General features: G+C 65.7%; 16 protein-coding genes and 1 pseudogene. 5 read left to right on the top strand and 12 right to left on the bottom strand.

Annotated elements, in window-relative coordinates; genetic code table 11:
- The first annotated feature begins 33 nt into the window (after window positions 1-33).
- Window positions 34-1206, top strand: coding sequence for a DUF1972 domain-containing protein (locus AC1DZY_RS03990; RefSeq protein ID WP_476818749.1), 1173 nt, complete (start codon window positions 34-36; stop codon window positions 1204-1206).
- Window positions 1203-2450, top strand: coding sequence for a glycoside hydrolase family 5 protein (locus AC1DZY_RS03985; RefSeq protein ID WP_476818748.1), 1248 nt, complete (start codon window positions 1203-1205; stop codon window positions 2448-2450). Before AC1DZY_RS03990 ends, AC1DZY_RS03985 begins: the two co-directional genes overlap by 4 nt.
- Here the strand turns inward: AC1DZY_RS03985 and AC1DZY_RS03980 are convergent.
- Entirely contained in the window at window positions 2419-3744 is a 1326-nt protein-coding gene (locus tag AC1DZY_RS03980) for a VpsF family polysaccharide biosynthesis protein (RefSeq protein ID WP_476818747.1), read from the bottom strand. The two genes, AC1DZY_RS03985 and AC1DZY_RS03980, sit on opposite strands and share 32 nt — an antisense overlap.
- Before the next feature lie 2 nt (window positions 3745-3746).
- Window positions 3747-5897, bottom strand: a complete 2151-nt coding sequence (locus AC1DZY_RS03975; RefSeq protein WP_476818746.1) for a GumC family protein — start codon at window positions 5895-5897, stop codon at window positions 3747-3749.
- Between the two features lie 241 nt (window positions 5898-6138).
- On the opposite strand from AC1DZY_RS03975, the gene AC1DZY_RS03970 reads away from it, so the two are divergent.
- A complete protein-coding gene (locus AC1DZY_RS03970; RefSeq protein ID WP_476818745.1) occupies window positions 6139-7641 on the top strand; it encodes a glucosamine inositolphosphorylceramide transferase family protein in 1503 nt (500 codons plus the stop codon).
- 9 nt (window positions 7642-7650) lie between these two features.
- Here AC1DZY_RS03970 and AC1DZY_RS03965 read toward each other — a convergent pair whose 3' ends face one another.
- The 5 genes from AC1DZY_RS03965 to AC1DZY_RS03945 all read right to left on the bottom strand — a co-directional run bounded on the left by AC1DZY_RS03965 (window position 7651) and on the right by AC1DZY_RS03945 (window position 13166).
- A complete protein-coding gene (locus tag AC1DZY_RS03965; RefSeq protein WP_476818744.1) occupies window positions 7651-8775 on the bottom strand; it encodes a GNAT family N-acetyltransferase in 1125 nt (374 codons plus the stop codon).
- A 29-nt stretch (window positions 8776-8804) separates the two neighbouring features.
- Window positions 8805-9800: a sterol desaturase family protein gene (locus AC1DZY_RS03960; RefSeq protein WP_476818743.1), complete on the bottom strand. Its 996-nt coding sequence runs from the start codon at window positions 9798-9800 to the stop codon at window positions 8805-8807.
- Complete coding sequence (locus tag AC1DZY_RS03955; protein ID WP_476818742.1) at window positions 9790-10227, bottom strand: hypothetical protein; 438 nt, start codon at window positions 10225-10227, stop codon at window positions 9790-9792. Before AC1DZY_RS03955 ends, AC1DZY_RS03960 begins: the two co-directional genes overlap by 11 nt.
- A 191-nt stretch (window positions 10228-10418) precedes the next feature.
- Entirely contained in the window at window positions 10419-12374 is a 1956-nt protein-coding gene (locus tag AC1DZY_RS03950) for an FAD-binding monooxygenase (RefSeq protein WP_476818741.1), read from the bottom strand.
- A gap of 12 nt (window positions 12375-12386) precedes the next feature.
- Complete coding sequence (locus AC1DZY_RS03945) at window positions 12387-13166, bottom strand: class II aldolase/adducin family protein (RefSeq protein ID WP_476818740.1); 780 nt, start codon at window positions 13164-13166, stop codon at window positions 12387-12389.
- A 564-nt stretch (window positions 13167-13730) separates the two neighbouring features.
- Here AC1DZY_RS03945 and AC1DZY_RS03940 point away from each other — a divergent pair.
- Together AC1DZY_RS03940 and AC1DZY_RS03935 are read left to right on the top strand one after the other, a co-directional pair.
- On the top strand, window positions 13731-14213 hold the full coding sequence (locus AC1DZY_RS03940) for a MarR family winged helix-turn-helix transcriptional regulator (RefSeq protein WP_476818739.1): 483 nt from the start codon (window positions 13731-13733) through the stop codon (window positions 14211-14213).
- 242 nt (window positions 14214-14455) lie between these two features.
- Window positions 14456-15418, top strand: coding sequence for a Bug family tripartite tricarboxylate transporter substrate binding protein (locus AC1DZY_RS03935; protein ID WP_476818738.1), 963 nt, complete (start codon window positions 14456-14458; stop codon window positions 15416-15418).
- Between the two features lie 452 nt (window positions 15419-15870).
- Here the strand turns inward: AC1DZY_RS03935 and AC1DZY_RS03930 are convergent.
- From AC1DZY_RS03930 to AC1DZY_RS03910, 5 genes and pseudogenes are all read right to left on the bottom strand, one after another.
- Window positions 15871-16059, bottom strand: a pseudogene (locus tag AC1DZY_RS03930) (FAD-dependent oxidoreductase); the annotation flags it as partial.
- A gap of 406 nt (window positions 16060-16465) precedes the next feature.
- Window positions 16466-17206 carry a haloacid dehalogenase type II gene (locus tag AC1DZY_RS03925; protein WP_476818737.1) on the bottom strand — a complete coding sequence of 247 codons (741 nt, stop codon included), beginning with the start codon at window positions 17204-17206 and terminating at the stop codon, window positions 16466-16468.
- 27 nt (window positions 17207-17233) lie between these two features.
- Window positions 17234-17725, bottom strand: a complete 492-nt coding sequence (locus tag AC1DZY_RS03920) for a hypothetical protein (protein WP_476818736.1) — start codon at window positions 17723-17725, stop codon at window positions 17234-17236.
- Complete coding sequence (locus tag AC1DZY_RS03915) at window positions 17719-19359, bottom strand: sodium:solute symporter family protein (protein ID WP_476818735.1); 1641 nt, start codon at window positions 19357-19359, stop codon at window positions 17719-17721. The genes AC1DZY_RS03920 and AC1DZY_RS03915 overlap by 7 nt, the downstream gene beginning before the upstream one ends.
- Window positions 19356-19640, bottom strand: coding sequence for a sodium/substrate symporter small subunit (locus AC1DZY_RS03910; RefSeq protein ID WP_476818734.1), 285 nt, complete (start codon window positions 19638-19640; stop codon window positions 19356-19358). The genes AC1DZY_RS03915 and AC1DZY_RS03910 overlap by 4 nt, the downstream gene beginning before the upstream one ends.
- Window positions 19641-19642: the final 2 nt, after the last annotated feature.

The raw sequence follows: 19642 nt of genomic DNA, 5'->3' as shown, positions 1-19642 counted from the left end.
TATTCAGCCGACGCGAAACGGCTGGAACAGACGATGGCAAACCCGATCCCCACGCTTCTCATTCTGGGAACGCGCGGCCTCCCAGCCGCCCACGGAGGATTCGAGACCTTTGCACAGCATCTTGCGCTGTTCCTGGTCAAGCGCGGATGGCGGGTCGGCGTCTACTGCCAGGACGAAGTGCCGGTCGTGACCGAGCGTTTCCGCAGCGAAATGTGGCGCGGCATCGAGCTGATCCATACCCAGGTTGCCTCGACGGGGCCGCGCGCCACGCTGGAATTCGACTGGCATTGCGTTCGCGATGCCGCCAGCCGGCCGGCGCTCAGCCTGGTGCTGGGCTATAACAGCGCGGTGTTCCTGCCCTATCTCCGGTTGGCCGGTCGCAAGATTTTGACCAATATGGACGGCATCGAATGGCGGCGTCCGAAATGGTCGCGTGCCGTGCGCGCCTGGTTCTGGGCCAATGAATGGATCGCGGCCTGGTCCTCGCACAGGCTCATCGCCGACCATCCGGCAATCGCCGACCATCTGGCGACGCGCCGCCCGCGCCGCGCAATCACCATGATCCCCTATGGCGGTGTTCCCGTCGCCGCGGCGTCCGAGGCGCGCGTGCGAGCGCTTGGGCTGGAGCCCGGACGCTACATGATCTCGATCGCCCGCATCGAGCCCGACAATTCGATCCTGACCATGGTCAAGGCCTTCTCGCGTGAGCCGCGCGGCATGAAGCTCGTGGTTCTCGGCACCTTTGTCGATGGAAACGCCTATCATCGCGAGGTCATGGCGGCTGCGGGCCCGGAGGTGATCATGCCGGGCGCGATCTATGATGAGAATGCGGTGCAGGCCCTGCGCTTCCATGCGCGCGCCTATATGCACGGCCATACCGTCGGCGGCACCAATCCATCCCTGGTCGAGTCGCTGTGGGCCGGCAGCCCGGTGATCGCGCATGACAATGTCTATAATCGCTGGACGGCGGGTCGCGCCGGCCTGTTTTTCTCCGACGAGGAAAGCTGCTCGCAGGTGATAGACACCGTCGTCAGGGGCGATGCCGTGGTCGCGCAGATGCGGGCCGCCGCAGTGCGGCGCGCCGAGGAAACCTTCAACTGGGAGGATGTCCTCGAACAGTACGAGCGTGAAGCCCTGGCGCTGGTCGCCGGCCAGACCGTCTCGCCGGGCAGGCGGTTCAAGCCGGCCGGGCGGCACGCGGGATGAGGATCGCTCGTCGGGCCGTGTTGGCCGGCGCGGCCGCGCTCGCATTCGGCCATGGCAGCACGGCGCAGACGACTGGCGGCGGCGCGCTTGCGCTTCGGCGCGGCGTCAACCTGTGGCCGTGGTTCTCGCTGACCCGCGAGCACCCGGCCCCGCGAACCGACTATGACTGGCCACCCTTCCAGTTCGACCGCCCCGTCCCCACGGCAGCCGATCTGGCGCGGCTGCGAGCGACCGGCCTCGATTTCGTGCGCATTCCGGTCGATCCCGGGCCTTTCCTGGCCACCACGCCGCCGCTGCGCCGGGCGCTTGTCGAGCAGGTCGCCGCCGCTGTTTCGCTGGCGCTGCAACATGATCTGTCGGTTGTCGTGAACCTCCACGCCAATGCGGCGACGCATCACTGGAACGCCGAACGGATGCTGGGCGGTCCGGAAGCCCCTGCCTTTGCGGCCTATTGCGATCTCGTCGGCGCTTTCGCCGCGCGGTTGGCCTTGCTCGATCAGTCCCGCGTCGCGCTCGAGCCCGTCAACGAGCCGTCGCAGGGCTGCGGCGCGCCGGAATGGAGCCTGATGCAGGAGCGCATCCTGTCGGTGGCGCGACAGGCCGCTCCGCGCCTGACGCTGGTTGCGACCGGCGCCTGCGGCAGCATGGTGCAGGGGCTGGAGACGCTGTCGCCGCGCCGGCTCGCCCGCTTCGAGCCGCTGATCTACACTTTCCATTTCTACGAGCCCTATCTCTTCAGCCATCAGGGCGCGCCGTGGATGAGCGAGCCGGTCTACAAGGCGCTCAATGCGGTGCCCTGGCCTGCTTCGGCGGGAACGCTGCCGGCGACGCTGGCCGCCGTGCGAGCCCGGATGGCGCAGGACAAGGAGCGCTCCGAGCAGGCGAGGCGCGAGGCCTATGCCGAGACCGAGCGCGTCCTGAAAGTGTATTTCGAGGCGCAGCCCGACCGGCGCTTCATCGACGGCTATCTTGCCCGTATCAGCGCCTGGGCGCAGCGCGAAGGCGTGCCTCCTGCGCGGATACTGATGGGCGAGTTCGGCGCGCTGCGCTCCGACCAGCGCTATGTCGCTTCCGGCTCGGCGGACCGGGCGCGCTATGTCGAGGACGTCCGCCGCAGCGCCGAAAGCTTCGGATTTCCCTGGGCGTTCTGGAACGCCTTCGACGGCATGGGCATGATGGACGATACGACGCGGCGGCTCGATCCGCCGATCGTCAGGGCGCTCGGGCTGACGCTGGCCGAGTAGGGGGCATCGTCTGGCCGAGGCGTGGCCCCGGCCGGTACATGCACAGTGCGATCACGGCGAATTTCGACATCAGCGTCGTCTTGGTCGAGATGCTCTCCGAGCCGTTCAGGAGCACGATCCAGATCACCATCGGCAGCCAGAGGCCGCCGCGCGTAACGCGGGACAATTCGAACATGAACGCGCAAAACCCGATCGTCACCAGCAGGGTCACGATCGCGCCCTGATAGAGCACCATGCGGATGACGGGGTTCTCGATGCCCCATTCGAGCCCGTTGACGCGCCGCAGCGTGTCGACGAGATCGGTATCGGGGCCGAAGAACAGGTCGCCGGGCGAGAACATGGCGAGCAGGTCGAACATCTCCTTGCGCGCATTGGCGCTGCCACCATCGGAGACGAAGCGATCGGCGACGTCGTTGAAGAAGCCAAGCCCCGCAAGGCCGGCAATAGCAGCGGGAATGGCGGCGGCCAGAACGCAGGCGGCCGCCGCGGTCGGCAACGAGACACGGCCACGCTTCAGCGTCGTTAGCAATGCGACGAACCCGTAGGCTGCGCCCGCGAACAGGCAGATCAGCAGTGCCGTGCGGCCGCCGAAGACCACGAGGGCAGCGCTCTGCAGGCCGATCATCGCGCCGCGCGCCCAGCCCGGCATCGATCGCCCGCCATTCATCAAGCTCATCAGATAGCAGGCCGTCACCATGGCGTTGGCGAGCGGATGGCCGTGAAGCGCGGTCGAGCGCGTGTCGGTCTCGAAGGCGACGCCGTCGAAGCGATAGGGAAAGAACCTGATCTGCGTCACGAATTCGCCGAGCGCCATGACGGCGTTCACCGCCATGACGATGTGCAGCAGCCGCTCCAGCCGCGCCATCAGCGTCTCGTCGGCGTCGGCCAGAAGCAGGACCAGCAGGCAGGCGGCGATATAGGTGTCGACGATGCCGCCGAGACCCTGTCCGTCGCGCAGAATCGTGATCGCGATGACGACGACGCTGACGACGAGCATCAAGATCGTCGCGGGGCGCTGGTTGACGAGGTGGATGCTTCGGCTGACAGGATCGCCGCAGGCAAGAACGCTCCAGCCGAAAACGAGCATGATCATATAGGTCGAGGGGTGGATCTTCGTGGCGGCCCCACCGGCGAGGCCGTCGTAATTGTAGCCGACGAGCCAGAGCATGCCGCCCGAGATGCAAAACAGCACGAGCACGGCGAGGATCGTGCCGAGACGGCTGAAGCTGCCGATCCGGGCCCAGCGCGGCGCGAATCCGGCGCCCGTGGGCGCAGGAAGGCTCGGCGCACTCACGGCTACGCACGTCCCGCGGGATCGACGAGGATCGTGCCGGTGATCCTGCGGCCCATGATGTGCGTCGCCTGAACAATTTTGGCGATCTCGGCCTGGCTCGACCGTTCGAGCTCCGCGACCAGCACGATGTGCTCGACCGTGCCGACCAGCGGCGCGATCTTGATGTTCTGCGTGAGCACGCCGCCATCCATCACCACCGTCTCGAAATGTCGACTGGCTTCGGCGAGCATGCGCGTCGCGAAGAGACGGCCATTTGGCTTGGCCGGCATGGCCTTGGGGCGGCCCGTCGACATCAGCGCCACGTCCTGGCTCTTGCTGAAATGGATCGCGGCCTCGAAACCGCATTCGCCGCGCAGCACATCGAGGAGCCCTGCGACGCCGTTCTCCTGCGTCTGCTCGACATCGGCGTCGATCAGCAACACCCGTTCGCCGCGATTGGTGGCGGCGTCCGCGAGCAAAAGCGCAATCCGCTGCCGCTCATTCGCATCAGCGGCGGTCGAGACCAGCAGCATGCTGCGCGCCGCGCCGTTCTTGCCGTCAGCCGGCTGGAACAGGCGCATCAAGGCCAGGCCCGCGACGCTTTCGGCCGCCATGTCGCGCGGAGGCGGCTCCTGCGGATCGTTGACCGATCGCCGCAGGCGCGAGCGGCGCTTCTCGGCCGGCAGGACGCCGATCACCGGAGAACCGATCGCGCTTTCGGCCTGCCTGACCGACAGCAGCGTCGGCGAGATGTATTCCCGGATGAGCGCGAGTCCGGCGCCGAGCCCGAGCCCGAGACCCATGGCGCCGACGATCAGAAGACCGAGCGGCGGCCAGCTCTTCTGGGCAGGGGCCTGCGCCTGGCTGATGATGCGGGCGTTGGTGGTGTCGAGATTGGCCTGCTCGCGCGTTTCCTGGGCGCGCAGCAGGAACGTCGCATAGACCGCTCTGACCGCCTCGAGGTCGCGCTGCAGGTCGCGCAGGCGCACCGAAGCCTGATCGGAGCCTTGGGTCTGTTTGGTCAGGGCGTCGAGCTTGGCGACGAGCTGCTTCTCGTTGTTGAGGGCGCGCGCGTAGTCGGCGCGGGCCGACTGCTCGACGCGCTGGATCTCGGTCGCGATCAACTGGCGGACCTGGACGACCTGGCTTCGCGCCGCCGCGATCGAGGGGTGCCTTGGCCCGAGCTGGCTTTGCAACTCCGCCTCGCGCTGGATCAGCGTCGCCTCCTGCTCGCGCAGCTTGGCGATCACCGCCGACTGCATCGCCTCGGACGAACTGCCGGCGAGGTTGCCGTCCGTCCGGCGCTGCTGGCTGATCTGCTCGACCTGCGCCTTCAGCGTGGCCGAGCGCGCCTGCGCGGCCGAAACCTGGTTGCTGATCTCGGTCAGTTGCTGCTCGCTGATCAGCCGGCCCGAAGCGGCGACGAGGTTGTTCTCGGCGCGGTAGCGCTCGACGGCGTTCTCGGCGACTTCGACGCGCTTGCGCTGCTCGGCCAGGCGCGCGGTCAGCCCAGCCGAGGCGTCGCGTACGCCCTGGCTGCGCGCCTCGGCCTGATCGGCGAGATAGGCCTCGGCGATGGCGTTGGCGATCCGGGCCGATTTCTCGGATTCTTGCGTGGTCACGACGACATCGACGACGAGCACCTTGTCGGCGCGCCTGACCGAAAGCTTGCGTCTGAGCGTGTCGAGGGCGCGCGCCTCCGCGGGATTCAGGCCGATGCCCGTCGACGGCTGGGCCGATGGCAGCAGGCCGAGAAACGAGCGCAGAAAGCCCTGGCTGTTGAATTCGCCGTCCTTCGTCAGGTCGATCGCGCGAATGGCGCGCATGAGGACGCCGGTCGACTGGATGACGCTCGCCTGACTTTCGACCTGGGCGATGCCGCCATCGGGCGAGACGGTATTGGGATTGACGTCGTTGCTGACGACGATGCGATCCCGCGGGTCGATCAGGATCTGGGTCGAGGCGGTGAAGAGGGCGGGCGTCAGCAGGCCGTAGAACAGGGTGGCGAGCGTCATCAGGCCGGCGACGCTCAGGATGAGCAGACGCCGGTGTCTCAGGATGCGCCACAACTCGGCGATCTCGACCGTCCCGTCCGGGCGCAGCCGATATGGCTCCGGTACACCGGCCTCGGGCAGGGCATCCTGCTGTTGGGCGGTGGAAACGAGGCTCGTCATACCCGCTCTCGATTACGCAACTCTGCGAAGCACCCGCGCTACGGCGCTTCTCCAACCTGATCCTTGCCATCGAGTTCTTAACAACTGCCCCGGCGCAGGATCCAGTCAACCGCTTTCGTGGATTTCCACTCTCTTGGACACGTTCCGAAACAGAGGCTAACCAAATCGAAATGCGCCCATGCGAGACACTGGTGGAGCTGTCGATGACACAGTCAGCCGTCGTGCCGGATCGATGAGGGATATGAGACTGGTTCTGCGGATCGACGGCAGGTTCTTCCGACGCTGGCATCTTGATCTGCTGGCGCGGCTGGACGCTGTACCGGAGCTGGAAACGTCGCTCGTCTTCGTCGAGAGCAACGCTTTGCCTGATCCGTCGGTGGCCTTGCTGCTGCGGTTCGAGACGCTTCTGCATGGGTATGCCGGCAAGGACGCATTCGCGCTGGTCCCCGCGACCGATGCCGAGCAATTTACGAAGCCTACCTCCTGGGCTGGCGATCTGACGCTCGATCTCACGGCTTCGTGCGAGGCCGACGCCGGGCCCGCGGGGGGGCGTCGCTGGCGACTGACCTTCGACGGACAGGCGGGCGAGTCTGCCCTGATCGCATCGCTGCTCGCAGGCCGCGCGCCGCTGGCCGAAATCGTCGAGCAGGAGCGGGTCGTCGCAGCCGGCCGCCTGGGCACGGAACACCATGCGGTGCTGCCGGCTGTCCTCGCCGACGTGCTGCATCGCCTTATCACGCTGATCATCGCCGCGCTCACCGGCGCAAGCCCCGCCGTTCCGGCATTGCCTGGCGATGAAGCCGCTCTCGCGGACGCAGCAGCGATGGGCGTGGCCGGGCTGGCGAAGCGGGCGGGCGCGGGGCTGATCTCCACAATGGCGGGGCGCGTCTATCGCGGCCTCTATCACACGCCGCATTGGCGGGTCGGCTGGCGCAAGCTCGACGGTCCCGACCTGTTCGACCTCCGCCGCCTGCCCGAAGCCGAATGGCAGACCCTGCCCGACGATGGCAGCCGATTCTACGCCGACCCCTTTCCGGTCTTCCATAACGGGCGCGTCACGCTGTTCGTCGAGGACTACCGGCACGCCACCGGCAAGGGCATTATCTCGGCAGTGGAATTCGGTCCCGATGGCCCGCTCGGCCGGCCCGAACCCGTGCTGGAGCAGGATGGCCATCTGTCCTACCCCTTCGTCTTCGCGCGCGAGGGCGAGGTCTGGATGATCCCCGAAAGCTGCAGCGCCGGCCGTGTCGACCTGTTTCGCGCCACGGCTTTTCCCGGCGGCTGGGTCAAGGAGGCGACGCTGATCGACGGCATCGTCGCAAGCGACGCGACGCTGATCGAGCATCACGGGAGATGGTGGCTTTTCGCCACGGTGCGCGACGGCGGCGGCGCCTTCTCCGATGCGCTCCATCTCTGGTCCGCCCCGGATTTCCGTGGCCCATGGACGCCCCATCCCCGCAACCCGGTGATGATCGACATCGCCTCGGCGAGGCCTGCAGGCCAAATGGTTCTGCGCGATGGCGTGCTGCTGCGCCCGGTCCAGGACTGCCGCCTCGGCTACGGCCGGGCGCTCGGCATCGCCATCGTGACGCAGCTCGACGAGGGCGGCTTCGCGCAGAGCGTCGAGGCGATCATCCGGCCGGGGCCGTCATGGCCGGGCCGGAGGCTGCACACGCTGAACAGCGCCGGGGGTTTCGAGTTTATCGACGGCTCCGCCGCGTCGCGGCGGGCGCTGTTTCGGTAGCGGGCCCGCTCAGTCGCCGGATTGAGCTTCGGGCGCAGGCGAACGCCTGGCGCGCCAGCGCTTGACGGCGTGGCCTGTCCGGTCTGCCAGCGCCGCGACGCTGCCGCGCAATGTGCGCGCGCCCAGCACCGACGGCAATTCGACCGACTGCGTCGCGAAACGGCGCTTGAAATCCTCCGACCCGCACAGGAAGTCGACCATGATCAGGCCCTGGTCGATCGACCACTGGATATAGTCCATCATCAGCACCATGCCCGGCGAGCCACGCTCGAAATCGGGATCATAGGTGGTGACGAAGGCCATCATCGTGTTGCGCTGCACGAAATTGATCGAGACTGCGACGACGAGCCCGGCGCGCTCTAGAACGAAGACCCTGAGCAGGCCGAGCTCCGCCAGCACGCCGACCAGCGCCGCGAGCGCGGGCGCGCCCTCGTCGAACAGATCCGAGGCGCGCCCGTGCCGCGCGAGCCATTTGCGCTTGAGCGCCGCGACGCGCTCCAGAACCGGCTCGAGCGGCTCGTCTCCCGTCATCAGCCGGAAGCGCAGGTCCCCGCCTTCCTCCATGACCTTGCAGCCGCGGCGATAATTCTGGCGCGTCTTCTTCGATTGCTGCTCGAACCAGTCCTTGCCGGTTGGCCATGAACCGGCGACGCGATAGCTGATCTCGCTGCGGTGGTTGGGGCGAAGCTTGACCGGTGCGGGGGTGGCGTTCGGCAGGGCCCAGGCCTTAGCCTCCGGCAAAAGGCGGTTGAGATAGGCGACGTCGAAACCGCCGCCGGCGACGACATGCCGCCACAGCGCGGCCAGCACGGCGGCGTCGCTACCCGGCGCGAGCAGAGCGTCGCCATAGTCGCTGTGGTCCTTGGCGGCCCATTCCAGCATGCGCACGCCCGAGCGCCTGACGCTTGCCAGCGGCAGCACGGCCTCGAGCCGGCCGCCGCGCCAGGCCAGGCCGATCTTCAGTTCGCGCCGGGCGCGGTTGGGGTCGGTGCGCCACCAGGCGGCGATCCAGGACGGATGCTGGAAGACCAGTCCGTCGGCGCGGCGCCAAAGCTCGCCCCAGGCTAGCGCGACCTCGGCAAGCCGCGCCTCGGAGGTGACGATCTCGAAGGTGACGACCTGGGTCGCGGACATCGTCTGTTCGTCCATTGCAACATGCGCGTTCACGGCTTCACGCCTTCAGAGCCCTCGGCGGGCGCGCTTTTGTCGCCGCGCAGGCGGCGGGCGACATGGCCCCACATCCGCTTCAGCGGCATCAGATAGAGGCCCTGCAGCGACTGGTAGTCGCGCACGCCGCGCTCCATCAGGCCGAATTTGAAGTCCTCATTGGGCCTGGGCACGCACAGCGTCCCGAACAAACGGTCCCAGAAGGAGAACAGCAGGCCGAAATTCTTGTCGTAATGCAGAGGGTCGACGCTGTGGTGCAGCTGGTGCCAGTGCGGGCACAGCACGACGTTGTTCAGCGATCCAAACGAGATCTTGAAATGGGTATGCCTGACGAAGTCCATCATCAGGATGTTGCGCATCACATAAACGTTGACGCCGAAGACGGTGAGCTCGACCAGATTGAGCGAGACCAGCGACCAGATCCCGAAGCAGATGCCGGGGATGACGCCGTCCCAGATGCGGTTCATCAGTTCGTCGAGCGGGTGGACGCGGTCCTTGGTGATGCCGACCATCACCTCGGCCGAATGGTGGACCTTGTGCAGCTCCCAGAGCACGGGATAGCGGTGCTGGGCGACATGGTAGAGGTAATAGGAGATGTCGTAGGCGAGCAGCATGGTGATCGTGAACAGCACGACCGTGGTCACGCCCGCCGGTCCCGCGATCAGCGGCGACTGGATTCCGAGCAGCGCCGAGAACAGCTGGTTCGTGCCGTAGCCGACCGCGACGACGAAGGTGACGCCGGCCGGCAGCATCAGGAACGGCATCAACGCCTTCTTCGTCACCCAGAACAGCAGGTCGGCCTTGGCCGATGGATGGGTGATGATCTCGTGCGGGAAGACGAAATCGAAGAATTCGCGCCAGCTCTTGTGTTCGACGGTGCGCCAATAGGCGATCAGCGCGCTGCCGAGCGCGGTCAACAGCAGCAGGCCCGTCGCCAGCAGGCTGGCGCCGGATATCCTGTCGAGAATCTTGGCAACCAGATCACTGATCATCGCGCGGGCGGTCCTTGTTGCGCGCCAGTAAAACCGACGAGTTTTCAGGAATCATGACCGCGGCGAAATTCCCTCGGTCAGTGGTTAACGCCGCGTAGTGCTGCGATGGGCCCCGGCCGAAGGATGCCGAGCGCCATGGCCTTGCCGTGCGGCAACGGGCCAGATCCTGTCGCGAGCACGTTGGACGTGAGGCAGGCAGGTCCTCGGTGGCGCAGGACATAGACGAGAGCGGGAGCCCGCTCGTGGTCGAGATCGACGTGGTGTCGGGATGCATTCGCGCAAGCACATGCTCGCGAAAAACCTGTCCGGCGCAGTCGACCTCCGCGAAACGCGGCGGGTCTCGCGGTGGCAACGGGTCGAAGCGGGCGACGATCTCAACCAACGCCTCGGTCGCCTGTGTATGCTCGCGGCCAAGGATGGAGATCATGCTATGATCTTTGTCCTGTGCACGTGGTTTGATCAGATGCGCGGAGCCGGCTGAGAATTTGGCTCCAGTCGACGAATGTCCGCCTGTCGGCGCATGCCAAGCGCCATTTCCGGCGCGACATCGAAGCCACGCCCCTGCGCCTGCACGGCTCCGTCCGACCTGGATTGCGGCGCCGAGAAAATCGCGGTCCGTCAGGCGGTACAGGCCTGCGTCGTCATGAAGCCTGCAAAGAACGCCGATAGCCCCGCGAAGTCGTCCAGCGGCAGGACATGGGCGACATATTGGTCGGGCCGAACGACGACGACGCAGCCCTGCTCCCGGTCGATGCCGCGCATGTTGAAGATGTCCGTGCCGCCGCTCAGGTCCGGGCAAAACATTTTCTCGTAGTCGATCAGGCCGAGGCGGCCTTTCCGCGGCAGGAGAAAGGCCGGCATCGCATCGACAGCCAGATCGCGATGGCCTTGCTGGAAGATCGCGCGAACGTCGATGATGGCGTCCGCATCGCCATCCGCCCATCCGTGCCGGCGCATCGGCGACGAGGGCGAACGCGCCAGAAAATCGCACAGCGCGCGCAGGCGTGACGCCGGGGACGCGGGATCGGCCGAGTCGGCAAAGGCGAAGAGACGCCAGCGCCCGTCGGCCTGTGCGACGTGGCCGAGCTGAAGCGGTTTGGCGTCGGCGAGGCGCACCACCGGGGCGGAATGGAAGCGGGCGCCGATCGGCATTCCGGCGGCCAGATGCGCATGCGTCGATGCGCCGGTCAGGCCCGAGGGCGCGTAACGTGTGGCGGTTCCGGCGGTATAGCGTCCATGCCTGACGAAATAGTCCTGCACCGCCCTGGGATCGACACCTTCACCGTTCTCCGACGTTTTAAGCGGCGCGCTGAGCATCTTCGCCCATTCGCGATCGAACTCGATCAATTCCTGCGCGACAGCCTGCCGCTCGGCCGAATAGCTGTGCAGCAGCTGCGGCGGGGATCGCCCCTGCAGCACGGCGGCGAGCTTCCAGCCGAGATTGAAACTGTCCTGCATCGAGACGTTCATGCCCTGGCCGGCCTTCGGGCTATGGGTGTGGCAGGCGTCGCCCGCGATGAAGACGCAGGGCAGGCGTTGCGTCACCTCGTCGGCCGGTACGTCGTCGAACTTGTCGCAGAGGCGTTGCCCGATGTCGTAGACCGACCACCAGGCGACCTCGCGGACATCGAGCGTATAGGGCCGCAGGATGCGCTGCGTCGCAGCGATGAGATGCTCCACGCCGATGTTGCGGCTCGCCACCCGCTCGTTCTCGCTGAGCTTGTCCATCTCGACATAGATCCTGACCAGATAGCCGCCTTCACGCGGGATCAGGACGATGCTGCCTTCGCCGGCGGACTGGATCAGCGCCTTCAACCGGATATCGGGAAAGTCGGTCACCGCCAGAACGTCCATGACGCCCCACGCCTTGTTGGCGGAATCGCCGTCCAGGGCGCGCCCGATCGACTTGCGCACGGCGCTGCGCGCGCCATCGCAGCCGACGACATAGCGCGCCCGGACGGTCTCGATCTGCCCCTCACGCGCGGGGTCGAGGCGCTCCAGCCTCACGGTCGCCGGATGCCCCAAGTCGATGCCATTGGCTGCGCCGCTTGTGTCGATCGCGAGGTCGAGCAGGCGCCGGGAATAGTTCGGCTCCAGCCCGGTCGGCGAATTGCGCATCACGTCGAGGAAGAAGTCGTGCACCCGTGCCTGATTCAGGATCACATGGGGCATTTCCGAGAGCCCGTCCTCGACGTCCTGGATCCGCCCGCTGCGGATGATGGTCTCCGGCCGGGTTTCGTCCGGCTTCCAGAACACGGTCTCGTTGACCCAGTAGCTCTCCTTGAGGACACGTTCGGCGAAGCCGAAAGCCTGGAACATTTCGAGCGTCCGGCAGGCGATGCCATCGGCCTGCCCGAGTTCGAGTGGGCCGGGCTTCTGATCGACGATCCGGGTCGTGATGTCGGGAAAGGCCGCGAGCTGCGCAGCCAATGTCAGTCCGGCCGGGCCGCAGCCGACGATCAGGACGTCGACCTCCTCCGGCAAATTGTCATGGCCTTGCGCGTCCGCAAGGCCGCCGGGCCGCATCGACACGCCGGGATCGCCAGTCCGGAAACCATTGAGATGGAATTGCATGGAGGCGACCCGTCAGCGCCGCCGCGCCCGCGCCTGTTCGAGCCACATGTCCCAGGGCCGGTGAACCTGCGCCTCGATATTGGCGATGCAGGAGCGGCTCTCGCCCTCGGTGAGATAGGTGACGTCACCAAGCTGCATCGCCTGCAACTGATAGCGGGCATTGAGCTCTGCATAAACAGCCCGGTAGACCGCCTGCTTGATCGAGCCGCCGACGACGGTCGAGCCATGGCCGCGCATCAGCACGATGTCGTGCCCGTCGAAATGCTCCGCCAGGGCGCGGCCCAGATGGTTGTTGCTGATCAGGAGATCGGTCGCATCGCCGCCGGCCTCGCGGATTTCGAACACCGGCGCGCCCTGGCCGACGAAGCCCGCCATGTGGAAGATGGCGCGCAGCCTCATGCCCTTCACCACGCTGAGCGGCACGATCGAATGGGAGTGGCTGTGGATCACCGCCATCACGTCGGGCCGCCTGCGGAAGATCTCGCCATGGATGAAGCGTTCGAGATAAACCCGGCGCCCGGCTGCGTTCACAGCTTCGCCGTCGAGCGTGAACTCGACGATATCGTCGGCCGTGACCCGGCTCGGCGCCATGTTGCGGGCGAGCAGGAAACGGTCTGGCCGGCTGTCGTGGCGCACGCTGATATGACCGAACGCGTCGACGACGCCCTGGTCGAACAGGATGTGATTGGCCGCGACGAGCTCCTCGATCATCTCCGGCGATGGCGCAACGGAGGCGCTGGCCGTGTCGGCGACGTCGACGGCGATCGGATGGCCATGATCGGCAGTGCACATCGTCCGGTCCTTTTCGAAAATCAGCTGGTTTTCAGCGTTTACGGTGTGAGCCGGCGACCGGCCCGGAATGTGTTGGCGACACGGGCATCGAAATGGAACGCATGGAGGAACGTGAGACGCCGGCGGTCGCTCGGTGGCAACGCTGCAGGTTCCCCGAAACCGGACATCACCAGATCGATCCTCCCGTTTGCCCGATCTCTATGGATCGTCCGTATACTGAATAACAGGATACGCACGGACCGTATCCTGTCAACCGCACTCGCTTTGGCTTTGCGGCGAGAGGCGAGGGCGGCCCTGCTGTGGCGTCGCTGCGAGCCGACCAGAGCGTATTCGGATCTGGCCGATTAGCGGGGGTCGAAATGCCTTGGCCGCATCAGAACGGCGATTGACGAGAATGCTGCAGAGCAGCAATATTTTGACAGTCTACGGAATGAAAGCATACCATCCAAAGCCTGACGCCGGCGATGGCCGGTCAGTATTCGCTTCTGCCGAGCGGCGACGAAACCGCGCTGCACGCACTCCCGTAGTGAAATTCGCCCACCGCCACAAAAAGGCAAACCGACGATGTCGATGGAAGATGTCTATCAGAAGCCCGGCCATCTCATCCGGCGCGCCCAGCAGATCGCGGTCTCGATCTTCCTCGAAGAATGTGCGCCCGTCGACCTGACCCCGGTCCAGTATGCGGCGTTGGTCGCGGTGCGCGAAAACCCAGGCATCGATGCGACAAGGCTGTCGGCGCTCGTCGCCTTCGATCGCTCGACGCTCGGCAACGTCCTGGAGCGGATGGAGGCGAAAGGCCTGATCGAGCGTTCTGGCAGCAGGGAGGACAAGCGCGTCAAGGTGCTGCATCTTTCGCCGAAGGGCGATCTCGCCCTCAAAGAGGCCGAGCCGTTGGCGCGTCGCGCCCAGGAACGCATCCTGGCTCCTCTCGCGCCGGCGGATCGCGAGATCTTCATGCGCATGCTGTCGCAACTCGTTGAACTGAACAACGACGCCTCGCGCGCGCCGCTGCGGCTCGCAGCGGTGAATCCGCCGGAAGCGGCCTGATCGACGGTCTGGCCGCCTGAAATCCGCGCCCAGGTCGATCGGGCGGTGMGCTGCCTGGATTTGACAGTCCGAAGATACGAGGCATACTGATAATAAGTATGCGGCCTTATTGGCTGGAAAGCCTGTTCGACGACCGGGCGCGCCATCCCGACGCCCGTTGCGACGAGGCCCCGACCGACGACGTTTCCCTTGCAGACAAGCGAGAGCCGCCACTGAAGCGGCCGCAAACGGAGGAAAATCTGGTGACCATCACACGACGCACCGCCCTGATGGGGCTCGCGGCCGGGACCCTTGCGCCGCGCGCCGCCATGGCTCAACGCAAGCTCGTCAGGCTCATCGTGCCTGCGGCGCCTGGCGGCGCTATCGACGTCATCGGGCGGCTTTACGCCCAGCGGCTCGCGCCTGCCCTCGATGAATCCTGGGTCGTCGAGAACAAGGCCGGAGCAAGCAACACGATCGGCGCCGCGGAGGTGTCCAAATCCGCGCCCGACGGCGCGACCTACCTGACCAACGCCGACATCCACATCATGGCCAGGCATGTCATGCGCCATGTCCTCTACGATCCGCTGGCGGACTTCACCCCGATCTCGCGCTTCGCGACCTCGCCGATGATCCTGATAGGCTCGACGGCAAAGACGCCGGCAACGATGACGGAGCTGATCGCTCGGATGAAGGCTGAGCCCGACAAGTTCAACTTTGCCAATTCGGCACTGGGCAGCATGGGCCATCTCGCGACCGAGAGCTTCAAGCGGCGGACGGGGACGACGGCGGAGCTGGTCAATTATCGCGGCACGGCGCCGGCAATGACCGATGTCCTCGCCGGGCAGGTGCCGTTGATGGTGGCGCCGCTCGGCTCCGCGGTGGCTTACGTCAATGACGGCACCGTGCGCGCCTTCGCGGTTTTGGGCGCGCAGCGCAGCCCGGTGCTGCCGAACGTGCCGACTGCCGCGGAGCTTGGCCTGAACGATCTCAATTTCACGCTCTGGTACGGGCTCTGGGGTCCGAAAGGCCTGCCCGCCGACACGGTGAAGCGTGTCAACGCGGCCGTGCAGGCGGCCTCGAAAGAACGCGACATCATCGACCGGCTGACCGCGCTCGGAGCGGAGCCCGTCACGGAGGATCCGGCCAGCTTCGCAAAGTTCATCGAAAACGAAGTCCAGCGCGCCAATCGCGTCGTTGAGGAAGCCGGCATCAAGCCGAGTTGATCAGCGGTGCCCTCCGCAGCAGAATGGGCGTCCTCCAGCGGCTTGATAGCCTGGAGCAGGGAGGGCCGCTTTTCAGGCTACAGGCCACAAAAAGAGCCAGGAAATGGCGCGCCATTCAGGATAAAGCTGCGAACACTTATGTGTTTGAAATATCGTTGTAATTTAGTCGGCCTTTAGCCAAGGCCGACGCGCCCTGGATATCTTGGCTTCCGAAACTGGCCGATATCGTTGAAAGCGTTGTCGTGGATCGGGATGCCGGCCCGCATTTTGATGATCACGGCTCTCCCTCTTATGCGGGCCTTTTCTCGGTCCGTTGCGCAGGGGCCCGGAGAGTTCCTGAGGTTCAAGGCTTCTGTGGCAAGACGCAACTTTTCACAGGCGCAGTTCTTACCCCGGTCGTGCCGACCGCATCGTCACCAGCTCCTCGGCGGCGCTCCGAGGTCCATCTGCTACGGCTGGCCGCCGAAGACCGAGTCGGCGAAAGCATGGTCCTCGCGGATCGCAACAGGGGCGAGGCTGATGCGATTGGTGACGTCGCCGACCGCATGGATCGACGGCACGCTGTTAGCCGAGGCGGCATCGACGACGACCTCGCCGAGCGCGCCGAGTTCGACGCCGGCTTCGGCTAGACCGGGCCCGGAGGAAAAGTTGGAGGCTTGGCGCAGATACCACAACGAGGATCGGCTGCATGGGGCCATCGGCCATAAGCCGCCGATCTCATTGCAGAACCACGGTGGCGCTCACCGCCCGTCACCGTGACAAAGGCAGGAAAACGCCACTCTCCGGCGATCCAGAAAATGGGACCGGATCAGGCCCGCTGAGGCTCCAATCGCCGCTGGATGACATCTCGGTGGCAGGTCACTCCCTGAAGCGCGCCGACATTAGCAACGAGCAATTTCAGTCCAGGCCATCATACAAATCTCGCAAATCCGAAGGAACACAACCTGCTGAAATTACTAAACTTTTTTCTAGGCAGCCCTGATATATCCCGCGCGCCCCGGTGCGGACATCCTTTGCATCGACCCAGGCTCTAGCCGGAGAAGCCGATCAGCGCGAGACGTTCAGCCCCGCGAGTTCGCTGAGAGACCCTATTGTCCAATCCGCATCGAACCCTATCGTTTCCGCCTGCATCCGCATCGCCTTGAACATGTTCCCGGGGCCGATAAAGTCGGCGGACCACAGTTCGTCGCGCAGCGCCTGCGGCGAAACCCGCTCGATCCGGGCGACCCTGAAGCCGAAGGATTTCGCGCCGGCGACATCGAAGCCGTTCGACGAAACGAAAATCACCTGATCCGGCGTGACGCCGAGCCGCTCCTCGACCAGCTCGTAGCTGCGCGGGTCGGGTTTGAAGACCTTCTTGTCATCGACGCTCATGACCGTCTTCAGCAGATCCTCGAAGCCGCTGTTGCGCACGAGCGCCGCCAGCATCGTCGGGCTGCCATTCGACAGGATCGCGCACTCGTGGCCGGCAAGCGCCTCGAGCGCGGCGCGCGCGTCGGGATAGGGCTTCAGCGTGTTGTAGGCCTGGGCCAGCCGCTCGAACAAGTCGGGCGTCGCCTCCAGTCCGAGCGTCTTCAAGGTGTAGTGCAGCGAGGCCCGCGTCACCGACCAGAAATCCTCATACCGCCCCATCAGCGAGCGCAGCCAGGTGTATTCGAGCTGCTTCATCCGCCAGAGCTGTGTGATGTACTCGCCCTGGCCGGGAAAGGCGGCATCGGTGATGCCGGCAACGGACTGGACGTCGTAGAGGGTGCCGTAGGCGTCGAAAACAAAAGCCTTGGTGGTCATCGGTGCTGCTTTCTGGCGAAGACGGGTTCAGCTCAGGGTGGCGACGCTCAGGCAAAACACCGCCGTGAGCACAAGGCAGAAAGCGGCGCGAAGCCGCGACAGGCCGGTAACCTCCGCGATCGCATGCGTCGCCATGCCGAGGAACACGACGATGGCGACCGCTACCACCGCGGCAAGCGCAAGACGGGTATCGCCGCCGCGGATCATGGCAGCCGCCGGCGCCGCGAGCCAGAGCGGCGGCAAGGCGCCGGCAAGCGCCCAGAGCACATTCCAGAACGGCACGCGGGCGCGCAGCAGCCGCGTCATCGCAAACAGCACGGCCCCAATGCCGAACCAGGATGCCGCGACCGCACCGACCCCGCCAGCCGCGATATAGCCGAAGGCCTCGCCTGGCGGCAGGCCGGACGCCGCAACGATCTCGTGGCGGGCGAGATACACGCCGCCGCTCCAGCTCAGGCCGAGCAGCAGCACGCCGAGCCCGGCGGCGCGCTGCGGCAGGACGACGGGCAGGCTCACCATGGCCGCAGCGCCCACCAGAGAACCGGCAGCCAGAGCACGCAGAGCACGAGGAGCCAGCCGGAGGCGCCATAGCGCATGCCGGTCACACTCGGCCAGCCATGCATGCCCTCGACCAGTGCCTGAGTGTGCGTGCGCGTGGCCGCATCGACCGCGCCAGAGACCTTCTCGGCGGCCAGCGACACCAGAATGGTCGCGATGAAGCCGATCGGGACCGCAACCAGAGCTGCGGCATAGCCGAAATTCGCGATCAGCCCCTTGCCGACCGCGAATTGCGGAAAGACGTAGGGAGAGATCACGATGTAGAGGATGCCGGCGAGAGCGCTGCCGGCGAAGGCGCCGTATTTGTTGATCCGCGTCGACCAGGCGCCGAGCACCAGCATCGGCGTGATCGTGCAGGCGCAGAGACCGAAGGCCCAGAAGATCGAGATGATCAGGAAGGGCGGCGGGTTGAGCGAGATCAGCAGAGAGACGACGCCGGTGACCATCAGGGCGATGTAGCCCCAGCGCAGCTTGGCCTTCTCGTCGAGATCGGGCTTGAGCATGCCGACGATGTCATGGCTGGCGACCGTCGCGACGCCGATCATCAGTCCAGCGATGGTCGAGACGCCCGCTGCGAGCGCGCCGGCGATGACGAGCGCGCTGACCCACTCCGGATTGTAGGCGAGGTTCAGGAGCAATGTCGTCTTGTCGGCCGCCGCCGGCGGCAGGGTCTGGCCCAGCCGCGCGAAATGGAACACGCCAGCGAAGCCGACCGCGTAGACACCCGAGAAGGTCAGGCCGACCCAGAAGCAGAACCACGGCACGGTGCGACGCGCATCCTTGATGCTGGACGAGGTGAAGACGCGCTGAGCCAGTTGCGGCAGGCCGAGCGTGCCCAGGGTCAGCGCGACGAACAGCGCCAGGAAGAAACGCGGATCGAACTTCAGATCGAAGAAGTCCGGAATGCGCTGGAGCATGGCGTCGGTCATGTTGCCGTAGCCGAGCGGCGGGAACCACCAGCCGGTGGCATCGAGCTGCTTCAGGATCGCCGCCAGCGGCAGGAGCAGCGTCAGCAGCATGATGATCATCTGGATGGCGTCGTTATAGGTCGCCCCCTTCATGCCGCCGAGTGTGATGTAGCCGGTGATCACCAGCGCCGAGATGATCAGCGAGGCGAGATAAGGCAGGCCGAGCAGGACCTCGAAGACCTTGGCGACACCGATGAACTGGCCGATCATGTACATAAGCATGATCAGGATCATCCAGCCGGCGGCCAGATAGGCGACACCCTGGCCGTAGCGCACACGAACGAAGGAGACCGAGGTGTAGACCCCGAGCCGCCACAGCATCGCGCCGTAGAACAGGACGAGCAACGGTACGCTGAGGATCAGCTGGATCCACATGTAGACGAAGGGCAGGTGCAACTGCTGGATCAGCGCTACGACGCCGAGAAAGGTCGCGACGCTCATCCAGGTCGCGGCCGCCGCGAGCGAGTTGATGATCGGGCCGATCTGGCGGCCGGCCAGATAGAGATCGCGCTCGCTGTGGGTCTCGCCTCGGAAGTAGAGCGCGACGCAATAGTAGAGCACGAACATCGCGCCGCTGACGCCGATGCCGAGCCAGATATTGCTGAGCTGCCAGGATGCGGCGGTCATGTCCGCTCTCCTTCCTGTATCGGAGCGGGGGCGACGGCCGGGCCGTCGGAAGCAGCGATCTCCTCGTCGAGCTTGTCGGCCGCGATGTTCCACCAGATCGAGACGGCGAGCACACCGACCCAGCCGAGGAACACCGCCATGAAATAGTGCAGCGGGAAGCCGAAGATGCGGACGCCGTTGTTGGTGCCGAGGATCAGCGCCCAGGGCGCGGTATGCGCCGTAAGCAGATACAGAACGAAGAAGCCGATCGTCAGACGGGCCTCCTTGCGATAGGTGTCCATCG

Source organism: Allobosea sp. P2_A10, from assembly GCF_056405115.1.
Note: the sequence above shows the minus strand (reverse complement) of the source record. Positions and strands in the feature narration are given on the sequence as shown.

Excerpts from the sequence above, each read along its gene's own strand:
- AC1DZY_RS03990 (WP_476818749.1), top strand. The coding sequence starts at position 34 with ATGGCAAACCCGATCCCCACGCTTCTCATTCTGGGAACGCGCGGCCTC.
- AC1DZY_RS03985 (WP_476818748.1), top strand. The coding sequence starts at position 1,203 with ATGAGGATCGCTCGTCGGGCCGTGTTGGCCGGCGCGGCCGCGCTCGCA.
- AC1DZY_RS03975 (WP_476818746.1), bottom strand. The coding sequence starts at position 5,897 with ATGACGAGCCTCGTTTCCACCGCCCAACAGCAGGATGCCCTGCCCGAG.
- AC1DZY_RS03970 (WP_476818745.1), top strand. The coding sequence starts at position 6,139 with ATGAGACTGGTTCTGCGGATCGACGGCAGGTTCTTCCGACGCTGGCAT.
- AC1DZY_RS03965 (WP_476818744.1), bottom strand. The coding sequence starts at position 8,775 with ATGTCCGCGACCCAGGTCGTCACCTTCGAGATCGTCACCTCCGAGGCG.
- AC1DZY_RS03960 (WP_476818743.1), bottom strand. The coding sequence starts at position 9,800 with ATGATCAGTGATCTGGTTGCCAAGATTCTCGACAGGATATCCGGCGCC.
- AC1DZY_RS03955 (WP_476818742.1), bottom strand. The coding sequence starts at position 10,227 with ATGATCTCCATCCTTGGCCGCGAGCATACACAGGCGACCGAGGCGTTG.
- AC1DZY_RS03950 (WP_476818741.1), bottom strand. The coding sequence starts at position 12,374 with ATGCAATTCCATCTCAATGGTTTCCGGACTGGCGATCCCGGCGTGTCG.
- AC1DZY_RS03945 (WP_476818740.1), bottom strand. The coding sequence starts at position 13,166 with ATGTGCACTGCCGATCATGGCCATCCGATCGCCGTCGACGTCGCCGAC.
- AC1DZY_RS03940 (WP_476818739.1), top strand. The coding sequence starts at position 13,731 with ATGTCGATGGAAGATGTCTATCAGAAGCCCGGCCATCTCATCCGGCGC.
- AC1DZY_RS03925 (WP_476818737.1), bottom strand. The coding sequence starts at position 17,206 with ATGACCACCAAGGCTTTTGTTTTCGACGCCTACGGCACCCTCTACGAC.
- AC1DZY_RS03920 (WP_476818736.1), bottom strand. The coding sequence starts at position 17,725 with ATGGTGAGCCTGCCCGTCGTCCTGCCGCAGCGCGCCGCCGGGCTCGGC.
- AC1DZY_RS03915 (WP_476818735.1), bottom strand. The coding sequence starts at position 19,359 with ATGACCGCCGCATCCTGGCAGCTCAGCAATATCTGGCTCGGCATCGGC.
- AC1DZY_RS03910 (WP_476818734.1), bottom strand. The coding sequence starts at position 19,640 with ATGGACACCTATCGCAAGGAGGCCCGTCTGACGATCGGCTTCTTCGTT.